Raw genomic sequence first — 15,988 nt, 5'->3', positions numbered from 1 at the left:
GAATTTTTACCTCTTTATTTAAACGTTCGTACAACACAGGGTCAAGCCACGGTATGACAAAGACTAGATTGCCACGTCGGTACTACGTACCTCCTCGCAATGACGGGGTTTTTTGTAATGATTCCGATTCACGCAACAACGCCTTTAGTCACTCGCAATAACAAGTTAACTTATCCAGTAACTGATTCGTTTCCGTAATAATATTTTCATCGGTTAATTTCTTGGTAAATATTAATTTGTTATCAGGTTTTACTTTAGCTTGTTGTGAATATTGGCTTACGAATTTTATAATCTTCTCTGCCATATCGGCATTTTTATAAAATCTTATTACAAAACCGCCTTGACCTGAATCTAAATTTTCGATATTTAGCTTAAAGCATACTAATTTTATTTTTACTATATCGAGTAAATTATTAAATTCAGTAGGGATTGGACCGAACCTGTCAACCATTTCATCTTTAAATTTTTCTACTTCTGCGTTATCGCTTAAGCTACCTATCCTTCTATACAACCCAAGTTTAAGTATGCCGTCCGATATATAGCTGTCCGGAATAAATACCGGTAATCCTAAATTTATCGTCGGCACAAAATTTTGTTCTAAATTCTGCGGTTCATTTTTCAAAATAGCTATTTGCTCTTCTAGCATTTCTTGATAAAGCTCCGTGCCGACTTCCTTAATTTGCCCTGATTGCTCTTCACCGATTAAATTACCGAATCCTCGCAAATCCATATCATGGCTAGCGATCGTAAAGCCCGAACCCAGCACACAACTATTTTGTATTATATCCAAACGCCTTAGACTATGTTTGGTTATTTTTTTATAATTAGCTAATGTAAGATATGCGTACCCTCTAACTTTACTTCGTCCGATTCTTCCCCTTAATTGATATAGTTGACTAAGCCCTAGCATATCTGCTTTATGAATAATCATAGTATTTGCGTCGGCTATATCAATACCCGATTCAATTATTGTCGTCGAAATCAGTATATCAAATTTACCGGCATAAAATTCACTCATAATCTCATCGATTTTATTCGGTGCCATTTTGCCGTGAGCTATTTTATATCTTAGCTCCGGCACAATTTGCGTTAACTGTTTTTCAACTTCCGGAATATCATTAATTCGTGGCACTACGTAAAAACTTCTTCCGCCTCGGAAATGCTCACGCAGCAAAGCGTCTCTAACAATAACGGGATCAAAAGGCATAATGGTAGTGCGAACTTCCAACCTGTTCATCGGCGGCGTTGCTATAATGCTCAGCTCTTTTAGCCCGTTCATCGACATTTGCAAAGTTCGTGGAATCGGTGTTGCCGACATTGCTAAAACATGTACGGAGGATTTTAGTTCTTTGAGAAATTCTTTTTGACTAACGCCAAAATGTTGCTCTTCATCGATTATTAATAATTTGAGGTTATGATATCTTATATTTTTATGTAATAATGAGTGGGTGCCGATTATTATGTTTATTTCGCCGTTTTCAATTTGTTGCCTAACAATTTTAGCTTCCTTTGTGTTAACAACGCTAGATAACTGTTTGATATTTAGTCCCAAATCTTTAAATCTTTCCAGAAATCTTAAATAATGCTGACTGCATAAAATAGTTGTCGGTACTATTATAGCAATTTGCGGCAAATGTTCATTTAAGGATTTCGCTACCATAAAAGCGGCACGCATTGCCACTTCCGTTTTACCGAAACCGACATCGCCGCATATTAGCCTATCCATTAATATTCCGGAGTTTAAATCTGCTTTAACGTCGTTAACGGCATTTAGTTGATCTTCAGTTTCGGTAAAAGGGAATTTATTACAAAATTTGTTATACTCATCAAGGTCAAATTCTATAGCAGCCGCAAGGTTAAGCTTTCTTTTTGCGGCTATTTGCAGTAATTGCAAAGCAATTTCTTTGATACGGTTTTTTAACTTAGCTTTATTTCGTTGCCACGAAGAACTACCAAGCTTATCAAGCTCGGCATTGCTGTTGCCGTATTTTTTTATTACTTCAATATTTTCAACCGGTATATATAACTTATCGTTACCGGCATATAAGATTTTTAGAAAATCATGGGCTTTGCCTCTAACCTCTAAGGTCTCGACTTTTAAAAATTGTCCTATTCCGTGATCTTTATGAACAACAAACTCTTCTTCGTTTAAATTATCCAATTCCAGTAAAATATTTTTAAGCTTACGATTTGCATCTGACGGGGAATTACTAACTAATTTTTTTTCTAATACATCACTAGCGGCAATAAATAAATATTGCTCTGTATAAAAACTGTGATTAAGCGGAATGCGAGCAAGATTTACGACGCCGATTTTTGCTTCCTTCAGTTCGCTAACTTCATTATATTGATATTCGTAATTTTCTATTATGGTTTTTAACCTTTCTAAACCGCTGACGGAAGAGCAACATATTATCGGCATTTTAGAGTGATTAGCGGTTATTATTTCAAATAATTTATCAAAAACCGTTTTTTTCTCGGCAAAGCTAGTAGAAGCGATATTTTCAAGTAAACTAATTTGATCGGAATTTTCGGAAATAATTAAAATATTTTCTTCTTGTTCAAGTAATTTTGTTATTTCGAGAGATGAAAAATATAATTGCGAAGGTTCAAGAGCAGGGTAGAAGTTATTAAATTTAAGCTTATTTGATTCAATTCTTGCTTGATAGAAATCATTATAACTATGTTCAAATTCTAAAATAGCTTGTTTAGATAAATTATCAAAAATAATTATAGGTCTGTCTAAATAATCGATTAAATTATAACAGGAATCATAGAATAACGGTAGTAATTGCTCATAACCCGGGAATTTTCGCCCCTCCATTATTGCTTTGTATAAAGGCGTATTAGTATGGTTCACGCCGAAATTTTGTAAGTAATTATTTTTAAAATTACTTATCGTATCTTGATTTAATATTATTTCACTAGCGGGGCTAATAATTAATTCCGTGTGTGCCGTATGTGATTTAGTAGAAATTTGACTATCAATATCAAATTCCTTAATCGATTCAATATGATCCCAACTAAAGTTGATTCTGTAAGCTTTCGGACCGGATAAAATTACATCAACAATTTCACCTCTCACCGCAAACTCACCGCTATCGATAGCACTAGCATTCCTAGTAAAGCTATTACGTACTAAAAAATCGGCAAGCGAGGCGGCAGTAAGTTTCATCTTAAGATAAAGTTTTAAAGATGATTTGACAAAAAAATCAGGAGGGGGTAATTTATTCAGCAAATTAGTAGCTTGGGTAATAACTATATTCTTATTATTGTTCGTTACTAGCTTAGTTAAAATATTGGCTCTTGCCGATAAAATATTTTGATTAGGTGATATATGATCGTAAGGGACAGTATCGACAGAAGGAAAATATAGTATATTTTCTTGTGGAGAAAAAAATAAAGCCTGTTTATAGAGCTTTATTGCTTCTTCTTCATTACTCGCCAGTAAAATAATATTTTTGTGTGAATTGCTTATAGAATACCGGTTAGCAAAAAAACTTTTCGCTACCGATGGAAATTTTTGCGTCAACATTATTGATTTTTAACTTTTTGAAAATTCACGTAATTTATTCATTATTTCAGTATTTAGATAAGAAGGAATAGGGGATTTACCGGTAATCCAATTATAAAGCTCATTATCATTTTGATCAAGTATTAAAGCAAAGTCGTTAAGGCTTTTTTCGTCTAATTTAAATAAAAATTGTTCGGCAAATTTGCTAAATATATAATCTGTTTCTCTGCAACCACGATTTTTACTTCGGTAAAAGAGTTTTTTTTGAAAATCTTTTTTATTTAATTTATTCATAAACTAATCTTGCAAAAATTTTTTATAATAATATTATTAAAACTATCAAATACCAAGATAATTTTAAAAGCTTAAAGTTGTCAGGTATAAATTTAAACAGGTCGTCATTGTGAGGAGGTATTGGCGTTGTTGCATAGCTAGAATGACATACAGTACTTTTTAGAGCCATGCAACAAAGTCCTATTTTTACGGGAATGACATTGAGATTAGGAAGAGCAAATATATATAATTATGAACGTTAAAAATGTAAATTCTCTAGATGCTTATAGCTTACTTATGGTGGATGAAGATGCCGTTCTTATAGACGTTAGAACTCCCCAGGAGTGGGAAAAAACAGGTGTTCCGTATTTAGATGATAAAAATAAAATAGTTTTTTTAAGCTGGCAATTGCTCCCTAATATGTCGTTAAATAAAAATTTTGCACCGCAATTTATATCGTGTATTAAAAATAAAATGAGTAATATATTTTTTCTATGTCGCTCCGGAGATAGGTCACTTTCGGCAGCAACTTTCATAGCCCAAATGCACTATGAAAATTGTTATAATATTATTGACGGCTTTGAAGGAAATAACCGTAATATCGGATGGAAACAAAATAATTTACCGTGGCAATTTTAAGTGAATACTAATCAAAATCAGATAATTTTAGGAAAACAAACAGATATTTTTATAGATGTTTGGGGACACGTGGCCCAAGATCTTTATAAATATTACGGAGAAGCTTTATATAATAGTTGGTTTAGCAAAATCAATTTTATAGAATTTTCTGTAAATAACGTCATACTTTGTGCACCGACAAATTTTATCCGTGATTGGGTAAAATCAAAATATTCTATCGTTATATTACAATTATTTCAGCATTATAACGAGGGGATTAAATCAATAGAAATAATTACCAGAGAATTACCGTTATCCGAACAAACTATTTTGGAGTTACCTGCCAAGTCTTTAGCAGATTTGGAGACAACCGACCTAAATTCAGAAAATATTTTTTCAACGCTAGATATTCGTTTTACATTTGATAATTTTGTTGTCGGAGCACCGAACGAACTAGCATATGCAGCAGCAAGGGCGGTTGCCGAGTCCGGTAATGTGGTATCCGAATCGAATCCGCTTTTTTTATACGGCGGGGTGGGTCTTGGAAAAACGCATTTAATGCATGCAATTAGTTGGTATATAAAACAAAATAATCCGAACCGTAAAGTAATATACATGTCGGCGGAAAAATTTATGTATCAATTTGTTAAGGCACTTCGTAATAAAGAGGTTATGGCTTTCAAAGAAAGATTCCGCTCGGTTGATGTATTAATGATCGATGATATTCAATTTATCTGCGGTAAAGATAGCACGCAAGAGGAATTTTTTCATACCTTTAATACTTTGATTGATAATAATCGCCAAATGGTTATCTCTTGCGATAGGTCGCCGTCTGATCTGGATAATATTGAAGATAGAATTAAATCACGTTTAGGGTGGGGGCTCGTTGCCGATGTTCACAGTACTACTTATGAGCTACGCCTCGGTATTTTAGAGTCCAAGCTTGAACAAATGAATATTCATATCCCAAAAAATGTTATAGAGTTTTTAGCTGCTAAAATAATCTCAAATGTCAGAGAGTTAGAGGGGGCTTTAAATAAAGTTATTGCTCATTCTAATCTTGTCGGTAGGGAGGTAACTTTAGAAAATACCCAAAATATTTTACGAGATTTACTGCGTTCTAACGAAAGGATAATTACCATTGAAGATATTCAAAAAAAGGTAGCAAGCCGTTATAATATTAAATTTTCCGATATGTCTTCGGTAACACGGCAACGTGCAGTAGCTAGACCTCGGCAAATTGCTATGTATCTTAGTAAGGTGCTGACACCTAAAAGCCTTGCCGATATCGGTAAGAAATTCGGTAAAAAAGATCACACAACCGTTATGCATGCCATCAAGAAAGTAGAAGAATTATCGAAAACCGACATAGAACTTCGTGAAGAAATTAATTTGTTAATGAAAATATTACAGAATTAGAAATTAAACCACGAAACCGAATAATTCTTTTACTTCAGTAACCGTTTTTGTTGCCCTAGCACTCGCTTTCTCCGCTCCGTTATGTAATACTCTTAGCAGATAATCTTGATTATTCATTAAATCTAAATATTTGCTATGAATCGGCTGTAATTGAGAGGTAATAATTTCTGCTAAATCTTCCTTAAACTTAGCGAAGCCTTTATTTTGATAATTTTGGGTTATTGTCTCAATATTAGCTTCAGATAGGTTAGCATAAATATCAATTAAATTGCTAATTTCCGGTCGATTTTCCTTATCATAACTAATTTCGGTTAAATGATCAGTTTTAGCTTTTTTTATTTTTTGCTGAATAAGGTCGGCATTATCCTTTAAATTAATCCGTGAAGAATCAGAAGAATCGGACTTACTCATTTTTTTACGCCCGTCTTTCAAGCTCATTATTCTTGCTGCCGTTCCACCAATTAACGGTTCCGGCACTTTCAAAACTTCTTTATTAAATTTCCTGTTAATTACGCCGGCGATATCTCTAGTAAGCTCTAAATGCTGTTTTTGATCTTCACCGACTGGGACGCAATCGGCTTGATATAATAATATATCCGCTGCCATAAGCACGGGGTATGACAATAACCCAAGGCAAGCTTTTTCCGGGGTCTTGCCGGCTTTATCTTTAAATTGTGTCATACGTTTAAGCCAGCCAAGAGGCGTAACACAATTTAATATCCAAGCAAGTTCGCTATGTTCTTTGACCATACTCTGGGCAAAAATAGTAACTTTATCGGGAGAAAGTCCGGCAGCTAGATAAATAGCTAAAGTTTGCATTATAGAGTTTTTAAGCTCTTCAGGCGTACGCTCTATAGTAATAGCATGCAAATCAGCTAAAAAGAAAAAGCAATTATATTCTTCCTGCATTTTAACCCAATTTTTAATAGCACCTAAGTAATTGCCGAGATGTAAAGAACCTGTGGCTTGAACGCCGGAAAGGATAGTTTTTTTCATTTAGTACCTTATTTATTTTATTCATTATAAATTTATGCTATATATCTTAATACTTGCTCTAAATATGAGTCGAGGTTGTGGTGCGGATACTCTCAACGTCATTGCGAGCGATTGGAAACTTCGTTGCATGGCTCGAACTTTCGATGTCATTCCCGCGTAGGCGGGAATCCAGAGAATATTTAAGCGAATTATATAGTAAAATTTTATATAATTTTGTTTATTTTAAGTGTTTTTTCTGGATTCCCGCCTACGCGGGAATGACATACTGCTACTTTTATCGAGCCACGCAACAATGCCTGTCAAGCCACGGGATGACATGCTTTAACCTATTATACCGGCAGTATATTTTATTAACAATTTTAATTAATTAATTATTTATGTTTTGGCGTTTAAGGATTTTACTATTTTATGGCTTACTTGCCATATTTACTTTTATTTTTTTTCTTATATGTTACATACCCGTAACGTTTTTCAATGTCAACTACCAAATAAGATATAAAATCGGCGTTATTTTTTCCTATGCTTTTATTTGGTTGGCAAGATTTTGTTGTGGGCTTAAATATCAAGTTTCCGGTCTTGAGAAGCTGCCTAAAATACCTTCGATAGTTGTCTCTAATCATCAATCATTTTGGGATCAGATATTTATGCAACTAATTATTCCGGAGCATTCATGGGTATTAAAACGTGAATTATTTAATATGCCTTTGCTTGGATGGGGGCTTAGAATGGTTAAGCCTATTGCGGTAGATCGTAACGTTAATATTTCCGTTACTCAAATTTTAAGAGAAGGGCAAGAAAAAATAAAGCAAGGATTATGGTTAATTATTTTTCCCGAATCAACTAGAGTATTACCGGAAAAAACAGTAAAATTCAAACCGAGTGCCGTAAAATTAGCTTCGCTTGCAAAAGTACCGATCGTTATGATGGCACATAATGCCGGGCTTTTCTGGCCTAAAGGCTTTTGGTTTAAAAAACCCGGGACGATTCAAGTGAAAATTATTGATGTTATAAACACAGAAGAAGTAGAACAATCCGATGTACGAGAGCTTAATGAAAAAATAGAAAAGATAATTAACAAGGAAAAGCAAAAGTTGCTAAATTAATATTATTTTGATAGATTTAATTTTAATTGTAGTTATCATACTTAAGTTACATGGATAAAAATATTTTTGAGAGGTATTTATGAAAAACGGAACACAATTAAAGCTAGTTGCGGTTATTGATAGTTTGCATATGATGCTTTACGATGCTCAAGGAATAAAAATTACCGGTAAGCCTGAAGAAATATCGTTAATGCCCGAAGAACATCACCATCATAGAGAAAAAAGCCAAAGTCATTATCAAAATAAATCAAATCCGGGTTCTTTGTTTGAACCGCACACTTCCCTTAAAGACATAGAGCATAAAGAAGCAGCAAGAAGCGTTGCTAAGCATTTAGATAAAATAATGCAGATACCGCATAAATATAAAGAATTAATTATTGTTGCCGAGCCGCAAATGCTAGGATGCGTAAGACAAGAGTTAAATAATAATTTAAAGAAAATGATAACAAAAGAGGTGGCTAAGGACTTAGTTCATCATAAAGCGGAGGCAATTGAGCATGCGGTATTTTCTTGAATGAAGCATAGACACTAGAATTGTCATGGCGAGGAGATTGAAGCGTTGTTGCGTGGCTTGGATTTTTGATGTCATTCCCGCTTTTTGATGTCATTCCCGCTTTTTGATGTCATTCCCGCGAAGGCGGGAATCCAGAAAAAAATATTTTTAAGTCATCCTGAATTTATTTCAGTATCTATTAATGAAATGCTGAAACAAGTTCAGCATGACAAAAAAAGCCTGGATTCCCGCCTTCGCGGGAATGACATACAACAACACAGGTACAAGCCACGGGGTGACAACCTTACCTATAATATTCATCTTAACAAAAGGGTTACTTTATGCAAAATGATATACAAAAAATATGCGTATCGGTTCAGGAGTTATGGGGGCGGGAATCGCCGCTTTAATTGCTAACGCTTCTCATAAAGTCGTGTTATTGGATATTGCAGCGAATGACCCAGACGATAAAAATAAAATTGTTAAAAGTGCGATAGAAAATTTGCATAAACAAAAACCTCCTGCCTTGTCTTTTCCTGATAAAGCAAATCTTATTACTATCGGTAATTTAGAAGATGATCTAAATTTAATTAAAGATTGTGACTTAGTTATTGAAGTTATTATTGAGAAGCTAGAAATAAAACATCAATTATATGATAAAATTACTCCTTATTTAAAGAAAGATGCAATTATCGCCTCCAATACTTCTACATTGCCGTTAAAACGCTTAAAGGAAAATTTGAGTAGCGAGTTTAAGACTCGATTTGTAATTACGCATTTTTTCAATCCGCCGAGATATATGGAGCTACTTGAATTAATTACGGATAATGAAGTAGAACCGGAAGTAATCACCTTAGTTTCCGAATTTTTAACCGGAATCCTCGGTAAGACTATAGTAAAATGCAATGATACACCAGGCTTTATCGCTAACAGAGTCGGGTGTTTTTTACTTGAGCTAGTAGTTCGCAAAGCTATAAAAGAGAATTTAGACCCTGTAATTATCGATAAAATATTTACTACTCAATTTGGTTTGCCGAGTACCGGAATTTTTGGCTTATATGATTTAATAGGTCATGATGTAATGAAATTAATATCCGGTTCGTTGCTTGCTAGCTTGCCGGAAAATGATTATTACCACAAAATTTATTTAAATGCTCCCACCCTTGATAAGATGATTGAAAATAAATTAATCGGTCGTAAGGGAGGAGGGGGGTTTTATCGCTTCTCTTCAGTAAACGGGAAAAAAATAAAAGAGGTTATAAATTTAGCCGATTTATCTTATAAATCGGTACAGAAAATAGAAAATGAGTTTAAGGATGTTAATGAGCTTTTAACAAGCAATTCTATTTACGGCAAGTTTTTTGTTGAAGTTTTAACAGAATTTTATATTTATTTGACAGGTTTAATACCTGAAGTCACTAGCAATATTTATGATATTGATTTAGCTATGAAGCTTGGTTATAGCTGGAAATTTGGACCTTTTGAGCTACTGACATTTCATATAAAAGACAGCTGGCAATGGTTAATTCGTCAAGCTAATTTTATGAAATTGTCGTTGCCTGATTATCTAGCAAATGCCGAATATAAAAATATTGATAAAGAAAAATTTAGGTCAAGAAAAGATATAACAAAGCTAAGTAAACTAATAGCGGAAAATGATTCAGCTACGTTATTACTCTATCAACGCCAATTAGTGTTTGTTATTAATACTAAAATGAACTGCCTAAATAAAGAGGTCTTTGATTTACTACAAAAATCCGTCGAGATAGCCGAGAATAAAGAGCAAAATCTTTATATTTGGTCACAAGGCAATAATTTTTCCGCCGGTGCCGATTTAAAATTAATTCTTTCTTATATAGAAAATCAGGATTTTCAAGGCTTAGAAGAGTTTTTAAAGCTAGGGCAGCAAACTATGCAGAAGCTAAAATACTCATCTTCTCATGTTATTAGCTGTGCACTGGGGGTAGCACTCGGAGGTGGGTGTGAGTTGTTGCTGCATTCGAGTTTTATAGTAGCTAACCAGGAATTAAACGCCGGACTTGTTGAAGTTTCGGTAGGTTTAATACCGGGATGGGGCGGTGTTACCGAGATGTTTTTAAGAAGCGAAGGCGATAAAGATAAATTAGTTAAGAATATCAAAAATATTTTAACTTCAAATAAATCAAGTTCAGCCGATTATTTCGCCGCTGATTATAATATTGCTCATTTACAAATAAATATGAATAAGAATTATATTTTAGATGAAGCGTTGCAATTAAAATTACCTAAAAAAATCATACCTCCTGCCGGTAAAATAACTCTACCGAAAATCACTTTAGCCAATGAGCTAGATACCTCTAAATATAATGACGTACAAAATAAAATATTATCAAAGCTACAGGATTTTATAAATAACCACTCAGAGATAAGTGAAGAAGAAATATTATCGTTTGAGCGAGAAATGTTTTTAGAGTTAGCTGAAGAACCTAAAATTATAGATAAGTTGAGATTGGTGTAAAAGCTACTGTCATGTAGTTGCTTGACCGGTATTGTTGCATGGATAATTAAAGCACTCTCTATGTCATTCCTGCTTGAACTGGAATGACATACCCCCTTAGTGAAGTAATTAATTACTGATATATTATACCAAATTTAATTTGGTATGTTTATGATTACTTTACTTGCAACAATAATAGGTTTTATTAGCTCTATATTGCCTGAAATTTTAAAAATATTAAAAGACCTTAATGATAAAAAACACGAACTACATATTTTAGATCGGCAGATTGAAAATAATAAACTTAACCACTCTAAAACTTTTACGGAACTAACTATCTCTAAAGAAATGGCAGAACAATACTCGCTTTACTCAACTTACAAATCAGGAATAAGTTGGGTTGATGCCTTAAATAGTTCGGTACGCCCCGTTTTAGCTTACAGCTTTTTTGCTATGTATGCGGGGGTTAAATATATCCAATATAAAGCTGTAAAAAGCACGGCTATTTTGGTAGAGTATCTGGATGTTTTATGGAGCATAGAAGATCAAACAATCTTCGCAGGGATTATTAGTTTTTACTTCGGTCAACGCACTTTTAGTAAGTTTTGGAAGTAAAAAATATGCTGAACGATGTCATTCCCGTGAAAACGGGAATCCAGAAAAATAATAGTCATCCTGAATTTATTTCAGGATCTACTACAAAAAGATGCTGAACCAAGTTCAGCATGACAAAGAAAAGTCTGGATTCCCGTTTTCACGGGAATGACATCGAGCACCTAACACCTCTTTAACTAAAGGGATAGTTACTTTACGTTTGGATGTTAGAGCGAAATGATTAATTTGCTCTAATATTTCTATAATTTCTTTATGTTGTCTTGGCAGGTTTACTAATAAAAAATCTACGATGCTTTCGGGGATTGTTATAGAAGAAGTAGCAAAATGTTTGAAGATTAATATCCTCATTAATTCATCGTCCGGCGGCTCTATTTCAATAGTTAATACGGATTTTATTCTTGAAGATAAATCGGGCAATATAAAATTTTTGCTTATATTAGACTGCGTCAGCAATAAATATTTTTGCCGCTCATTAATTAGGTTAAATAAATACAATAAAATTACCTCTTGCCATTTTTCAATATCTTCAATAATGAAACTATTATATTTAGCTAAAATTTCTTCATCAAAAAAAATATCTTTAATGATAAAGCTGTTAGCTAGGTTTTGCCATATTTTTGCAAGGTAGGTTTTGCCTGAAGCAGGCTCTCCTTTAATTAACATAGTGGATTTATAAGGATTTACTCCCCAATTTGTTTGCCAGTTTTTTAACGTATTATGAGCGAGCTTATTAGAACTAGAAACAATAAACTCATCGGGATGATATTGTGTATTGTTAGGTAAAGGAAATATAAGTTGCTGCATGGCTCCGATGTCATTCCTGCGGAAGCAGGAATCCAGAAAAAATAACCTTAATACTGGTACAAAAATTACATATTTGATAAAATAAACATATAAAAAACAAGTTTTTTATATGTTTTACTGGATTCCCGCCTTTGCGGGAATGACATAATAAGTATCCCTAATCTTTATCGTTCTTGACTATAAAATTTGCTAGCTTTGTAAAAGTCAATTACGTTAAAAAGTAGAATTTTGGTAATGCCGGCGATCGGTATAGCAAAAAATATGCCGACAAAGCCGAATAAACTACCGCACGCCAAAATTGAAAATATTATCCAAACCGGATGAAGACCTATTTTATTACCGATAATTTTAGGCGTTAAAATATACGATTCGCCGATATTACCGATAAGATAAATCATTATTATATATAACAATTTTATTTTCATACCGAAAGTTAAATAGCCGACAATTAGTGCCAGAGAAAAAGATATTAAAGTGCCGATAAACGGGATGATAACAAGAAAACCGCTTAAGATACCAAGTAAAATGGCTAAATCTACCCCGACAATAGATAATGAAATGCTATAAAAAACCGATAATAATAAGCAGATATTTAGCTGTCCCCTTATATAAGCCGATAGTAAACTATTAATGGAAAATAATATTTCCGTTATTTTCTTTTTGCTGTGTAACGGTAATAATGATTCCATATTTGCTATAATTTTTGGCCAGTCCCGTAAGAAATAAAATAATATTATAGGTATTAATAACAATAATACAAATATATTGATTGTAACTATCGTATAGTGCCAGAAATTATTAGCAAGGCTGGTTAATATAGTGAATATATTATTTATAAAATTACTTAGCGAATCTTTAATTTTATCGGCAATATTCGGCTCTATTGAATAAATTTTTGCCGAAAGATGCGGCATTATTTCTGCTTGAAAATAATTTTTATATTTAGGTACGTTATTTATAAAAATAGAAATTTGTTGATAAATTATCGGTAATAATATAACAAGTGCTACAAAAAATACTCCTAAAAAAATCAGGAATATTATAGATGCCGCTAGGTTTCTCGGTAGTTTGAGCCGTAATACAATAAAATCAATGGTCGGCTGTAATAAGTAAGCAATTATAAAAGCAATAAAGAAAGGTTTTATAGCACCTGAAATTAATGTTGAGGCAGTTATAAAAACCCCTAAAAGGAGAAACCAAAATATAGCTATTCTATTCAAAATATTTCCCTTTTTTTGATTAGGTTATTCCGATGCCGTACCGCAGTTAATTTGATGCCATTCCCGTTAAACGGAGTGTCGTTGCATAGATTAAATTTTTGATGTCATTCCCGCGAAAGCGGGAATCCAGAGAATATTTAAGCGAATTATATAGTAAAATTTTATATAATTTTGCTTATTTTAAGTGTTTTGTCTGGATTCCCGCTTTCGCGGGAATGACATACGGCACTTTTTTAGAACCATACAATAACGCCGGCTTGACCACGGTATCCAGTCTTTTTATTAAGGTTTTTCTGGATGCCGTGGTCAAGCCACGGCATGACACCGAACGCTTTGCAAAAATTCGAGCCACGCAACAACACAAATACAAGCCACGGTATGACAACCTATTTATACTAATCATAGTACAATAATTATGATCCACTTAATAATGCAACTACTTAGCCACCTGAACAGTTGCAGGGCGTAATAGCCGATCTTTAATTTTATAACCTACTTGCATTACGGCAACTATACTCCCGGATTCATACTCGTCACTATCGATTTGTGAGATTGCGTTATGTATATTATAGTCAAATGCCTCGCCTATTGTCGGCTCTATCAATTCTATATTATGTTTTTTAAATATTTTTGCAAGCTCTAGTGCAGTCATTTCCACTCCTGAAATAACACCGGTGACAATATTAGCTGCTTCTCCTTCAAGATTTTGTGGCTTATACTCTAACGCTCTTGATAAATTATCGCTAACGGTTAGAATATCTTTGGTAAAAGAAACTATAGAATAGTCACGTGCATCATCACGGGATTTTTCTAAACGCTTCCTAGTATTTTCAGCCTCCGCTACACTTCTAAGTAATTTATCCTGTAATATTTCAATCTGATTCTTTAGCTTAATTACTTCTTCTGATTCTGGTTGCGGTGTTTCTTCCTGCTGTACTTCTTCTATAGCATTATTTACTTCTTCATCATTTTTTTCTTTATTATTATTATCCATTTTATTATCTATATTTATTAAAGATTAATGCTAATTATATAATGAAAAGCTTGAAGTTTTCAAGTAGCTTCTTTATTACTAATCATAACAATTATAGAATAAATTACAATTATGAGACCATCAGGCAGAAAAAACAATCAAATACGTCAAATATCAATAGAATTATCTCCTCTTGTTAATGCAGAAGGCTCTTGTCTGATTAAAATCGGCAATACCCATATTATGTGTAGTGCTACTTATGAAACAAGCATACCGCCTTTTTTGCGTGGTCAAGGTCAAGGGTGGATTACTGCTGAATACGGCATGCTGCCCGGCTCTACTAACCAGCGTATTAAAAGAGAAGCAGCTTTAGGCAAACAAGGCGGTAGAACGCAGGAAATCCAGCGATTAATAGGTAGATCAGTGCGTTCGATAATTAACCTTAAAGCCTTAGGGGAGCGTCAAATTATTATTGATTGCGACGTAATAAACGCCGACGGCGGTACTAGAACGGCGGCTATTACGGGAAGTTATATAGCTCTTCATTTAGCGATTAAGTCATTAATGAAAAGAAAAGTGCTAAAAGTGAATCCGTTAACTACTCAAATTGCTGCTATTTCTTGCGGTATATATAAAGGTGAGCCGATAGTTGATTTAGATTATTTAGAAGATAGCAATGCCGAAGTGGATGCGAATTTTGTTTTTGCCGGTAACGGCAATTTAATTGAAGTACAAAGTACAGCTGAACAAAAACCGTTTTCCGAAGAACAGTTTTTAGCGATGCTAAGCTTAGCAAGATCGGCAAGCACTGAATTGTTTGAGTTGCAAAACCGAGTATTGCTGGGGGAGTAAATATTACTCTGTCATCTTGCAACTTGATTGGCATTGTTGCGTGGCTCGAAAAAAATGCCGTATGTCATTCCTGCGAAAGCAGGAATCCAGAAAAAATACTTAAAATAGGCAAAATTATATAAAAATTTACTATATAATTTGCTTAAATATTCTCTGGATTCCCGCCTTCGCGGGAATGACATCAAAAATTTGATCCATGCAACAATGCTGGTCAAGCCACGGTATGACATTGAAGCCATTTTTCGAGCCACGCAGCAACATTAGCATTTTTCTTATTCCGTCGGTTCTACTGCCGTTTCTCCTAAAAATACAATTTTTGATAATTCATATGTTTCTCCTAAAGATATAACTTTTAATGTCTCATATTTATTATTACAAAGTATTATATCTTTACCTTCTGTAAAGACTATGTATGAGTTCAAGCTTTCCCCTATAGTACCTTCTATAGTTAAGGAGTTTGCGGATGTAAGCGTAATTGTGCCGGCCTTGCCTGTAGGCACGTTATTGTGCATCACTACGCCAGTATTAGCTCCATTCATTAAAGCTATACCAGCATTAGCATTTTTAGACATAAGTATCTCCTTTAAATGACTAAAATTTTCTTAATATAAAAATACTTATTAAGTACCCTC

The 15,988-nt window shown here is 33.7% G+C and carries 16 protein-coding genes and 1 pseudogene; 9 read left to right on the top strand and 8 right to left on the bottom strand.

The window, feature by feature from the left end; translation table 11 throughout:
* Positions 1-148: 148 nt before the first annotated feature.
* Together mfd and AAGD48_RS06475 are read right to left on the bottom strand one after the other, a co-directional pair.
* On the bottom strand, positions 149-3,535 hold the full coding sequence (mfd, locus tag AAGD48_RS06480; protein WP_341789459.1) for a transcription-repair coupling factor: 3,387 nt from the start codon (positions 3,533-3,535) through the stop codon (positions 149-151).
* Positions 3,536-3,544: 9 nt separating this feature from the next.
* Positions 3,545-3,808 carry a succinate dehydrogenase assembly factor 2 gene (locus AAGD48_RS06475; RefSeq protein ID WP_341789458.1) on the bottom strand — a complete coding sequence of 88 codons (264 nt, stop codon included), beginning with the start codon at positions 3,806-3,808 and terminating at the stop codon, positions 3,545-3,547.
* 231 nt (positions 3,809-4,039) lie between these two features.
* Here AAGD48_RS06475 and AAGD48_RS06470 point away from each other — a divergent pair, with 231 nt between their 5' ends.
* On the top strand, positions 4,040-4,426 hold the full coding sequence (locus AAGD48_RS06470) for a rhodanese-like domain-containing protein (protein ID WP_341789457.1): 387 nt from the start codon (positions 4,040-4,042) through the stop codon (positions 4,424-4,426).
* Positions 4,427-5,824 carry a chromosomal replication initiator protein DnaA gene (gene dnaA, locus AAGD48_RS06465; protein ID WP_410526009.1) on the top strand — a complete coding sequence of 466 codons (1,398 nt, stop codon included), beginning with the start codon at positions 4,427-4,429 and terminating at the stop codon, positions 5,822-5,824.
* 3 nt (positions 5,825-5,827) lie between these two features.
* Here the strand turns inward: dnaA and trpS are convergent, their stop codons facing one another.
* Both trpS and AAGD48_RS06455 read right to left on the bottom strand, forming a co-directional pair.
* A complete protein-coding gene (trpS, locus tag AAGD48_RS06460) occupies positions 5,828-6,820 on the bottom strand; it encodes a tryptophan--tRNA ligase (protein WP_341789456.1) in 993 nt (330 codons plus the stop codon).
* A gap of 24 nt (positions 6,821-6,844) precedes the next feature.
* Positions 6,845-6,970 carry a hypothetical protein gene (locus AAGD48_RS06455; protein ID WP_341789455.1) on the bottom strand — a complete coding sequence of 42 codons (126 nt, stop codon included), beginning with the start codon at positions 6,968-6,970 and terminating at the stop codon, positions 6,845-6,847.
* Between the two features lie 227 nt (positions 6,971-7,197).
* On the opposite strand from AAGD48_RS06455, the gene AAGD48_RS06450 reads away from it, so the two are divergent.
* From AAGD48_RS06450 to AAGD48_RS06435, 4 genes and pseudogenes are all read left to right on the top strand, one after another.
* Positions 7,198-7,923: a lysophospholipid acyltransferase family protein gene (locus AAGD48_RS06450; RefSeq protein ID WP_341789454.1), complete on the top strand. Its 726-nt coding sequence runs from the start codon at positions 7,198-7,200 to the stop codon at positions 7,921-7,923.
* 79 nt (positions 7,924-8,002) lie between these two features.
* The gene (locus AAGD48_RS06445; protein ID WP_341789453.1) at positions 8,003-8,437 is read left to right on the top strand and encodes a host attachment protein; all 435 of its coding nucleotides are present in this window, start codon (positions 8,003-8,005) and stop codon (positions 8,435-8,437) included.
* 320 nt (positions 8,438-8,757) lie between these two features.
* A pseudogene (locus tag AAGD48_RS06440) lies at positions 8,758-10,913 on the top strand (3-hydroxyacyl-CoA dehydrogenase/enoyl-CoA hydratase family protein).
* A 150-nt stretch (positions 10,914-11,063) separates the two neighbouring features.
* Complete coding sequence (locus tag AAGD48_RS06435) at positions 11,064-11,507, top strand: hypothetical protein (RefSeq protein WP_341789452.1); 444 nt, start codon at positions 11,064-11,066, stop codon at positions 11,505-11,507.
* A gap of 105 nt (positions 11,508-11,612) precedes the next feature.
* On the opposite strand, the gene AAGD48_RS06430 is transcribed toward AAGD48_RS06435, so the two are convergent.
* On the bottom strand, positions 11,613-12,311 hold the full coding sequence (locus AAGD48_RS06430) for an HdaA/DnaA family protein (protein WP_341789451.1): 699 nt from the start codon (positions 12,309-12,311) through the stop codon (positions 11,613-11,615).
* 164 nt (positions 12,312-12,475) lie between these two features.
* Entirely contained in the window at positions 12,476-13,531 is a 1,056-nt protein-coding gene (locus AAGD48_RS06425) for an AI-2E family transporter (protein WP_341789450.1), read from the bottom strand.
* Positions 13,532-13,746: 215 nt separating this feature from the next.
* Here AAGD48_RS06425 and AAGD48_RS06420 point away from each other — a divergent pair, with 215 nt between their 5' ends.
* Positions 13,747-13,944: a palindromic element RPE4 domain-containing protein gene (locus tag AAGD48_RS06420; RefSeq protein WP_341789449.1), complete on the top strand. Its 198-nt coding sequence runs from the start codon at positions 13,747-13,749 to the stop codon at positions 13,942-13,944.
* 23 nt (positions 13,945-13,967) lie between these two features.
* Here AAGD48_RS06420 and grpE read toward each other — a convergent pair whose 3' ends face one another.
* The gene (grpE, locus tag AAGD48_RS06415; RefSeq protein ID WP_341789448.1) at positions 13,968-14,525 is read right to left on the bottom strand and encodes a nucleotide exchange factor GrpE; all 558 of its coding nucleotides are present in this window, start codon (positions 14,523-14,525) and stop codon (positions 13,968-13,970) included.
* A gap of 111 nt (positions 14,526-14,636) precedes the next feature.
* On the opposite strand from grpE, the gene rph reads away from it, so the two are divergent.
* Both rph and AAGD48_RS06405 read left to right on the top strand, forming a co-directional pair.
* Positions 14,637-15,356 (top strand): ribonuclease PH, encoded by a 720-nt coding sequence (gene rph, locus AAGD48_RS06410; RefSeq protein WP_341789447.1) that lies wholly within the window; start codon positions 14,637-14,639, stop codon positions 15,354-15,356.
* Between the two features lie 138 nt (positions 15,357-15,494).
* On the top strand, positions 15,495-15,620 hold the full coding sequence (locus AAGD48_RS06405; RefSeq protein ID WP_341789446.1) for a hypothetical protein: 126 nt from the start codon (positions 15,495-15,497) through the stop codon (positions 15,618-15,620).
* A gap of 8 nt (positions 15,621-15,628) precedes the next feature.
* Here the strand turns inward: AAGD48_RS06405 and AAGD48_RS06400 are convergent, their stop codons facing one another.
* On the bottom strand, positions 15,629-15,928 hold the full coding sequence (locus AAGD48_RS06400) for a hypothetical protein (RefSeq protein ID WP_341789445.1): 300 nt from the start codon (positions 15,926-15,928) through the stop codon (positions 15,629-15,631).
* Positions 15,929-15,988 lie beyond the last annotated feature (60 nt).

Source organism: Rickettsia endosymbiont of Polydrusus tereticollis (assembly GCF_964026385.1).
In the GTDB taxonomy this organism is placed as follows: domain Bacteria; phylum Pseudomonadota; class Alphaproteobacteria; order Rickettsiales; family Rickettsiaceae; genus Rickettsia.
This window is presented reverse-complemented; position numbering and strand designations above follow the sequence as displayed.

Excerpts from the sequence above, each read along its gene's own strand:
- mfd (WP_341789459.1), bottom strand. The coding sequence starts at position 3,535 with ATGTTGACGCAAAAATTTCCATCGGTAGCGAAAAGTTTTTTTGCTAAC.
- AAGD48_RS06475 (WP_341789458.1), bottom strand. The coding sequence starts at position 3,808 with ATGAATAAATTAAATAAAAAAGATTTTCAAAAAAAACTCTTTTACCGA.
- AAGD48_RS06470 (WP_341789457.1), top strand. The coding sequence starts at position 4,040 with ATGAACGTTAAAAATGTAAATTCTCTAGATGCTTATAGCTTACTTATG.
- trpS (WP_341789456.1), bottom strand. The coding sequence starts at position 6,820 with ATGAAAAAAACTATCCTTTCCGGCGTTCAAGCCACAGGTTCTTTACAT.
- AAGD48_RS06455 (WP_341789455.1), bottom strand. The coding sequence starts at position 6,970 with ATGACATCGAAAGTTCGAGCCATGCAACGAAGTTTCCAATCGCTCGCA.
- AAGD48_RS06450 (WP_341789454.1), top strand. The coding sequence starts at position 7,198 with ATGTTTTGGCGTTTAAGGATTTTACTATTTTATGGCTTACTTGCCATA.
- AAGD48_RS06445 (WP_341789453.1), top strand. The coding sequence starts at position 8,003 with ATGAAAAACGGAACACAATTAAAGCTAGTTGCGGTTATTGATAGTTTG.
- AAGD48_RS06435 (WP_341789452.1), top strand. The coding sequence starts at position 11,064 with ATGATTACTTTACTTGCAACAATAATAGGTTTTATTAGCTCTATATTG.
- AAGD48_RS06430 (WP_341789451.1), bottom strand. The coding sequence starts at position 12,311 with ATGCAGCAACTTATATTTCCTTTACCTAACAATACACAATATCATCCC.
- AAGD48_RS06420 (WP_341789449.1), top strand. The coding sequence starts at position 13,747 with ATGACATACGGCACTTTTTTAGAACCATACAATAACGCCGGCTTGACC.
- grpE (WP_341789448.1), bottom strand. The coding sequence starts at position 14,525 with ATGGATAATAATAATAAAGAAAAAAATGATGAAGAAGTAAATAATGCT.
- rph (WP_341789447.1), top strand. The coding sequence starts at position 14,637 with ATGAGACCATCAGGCAGAAAAAACAATCAAATACGTCAAATATCAATA.
- AAGD48_RS06400 (WP_341789445.1), bottom strand. The coding sequence starts at position 15,928 with ATGTCTAAAAATGCTAATGCTGGTATAGCTTTAATGAATGGAGCTAAT.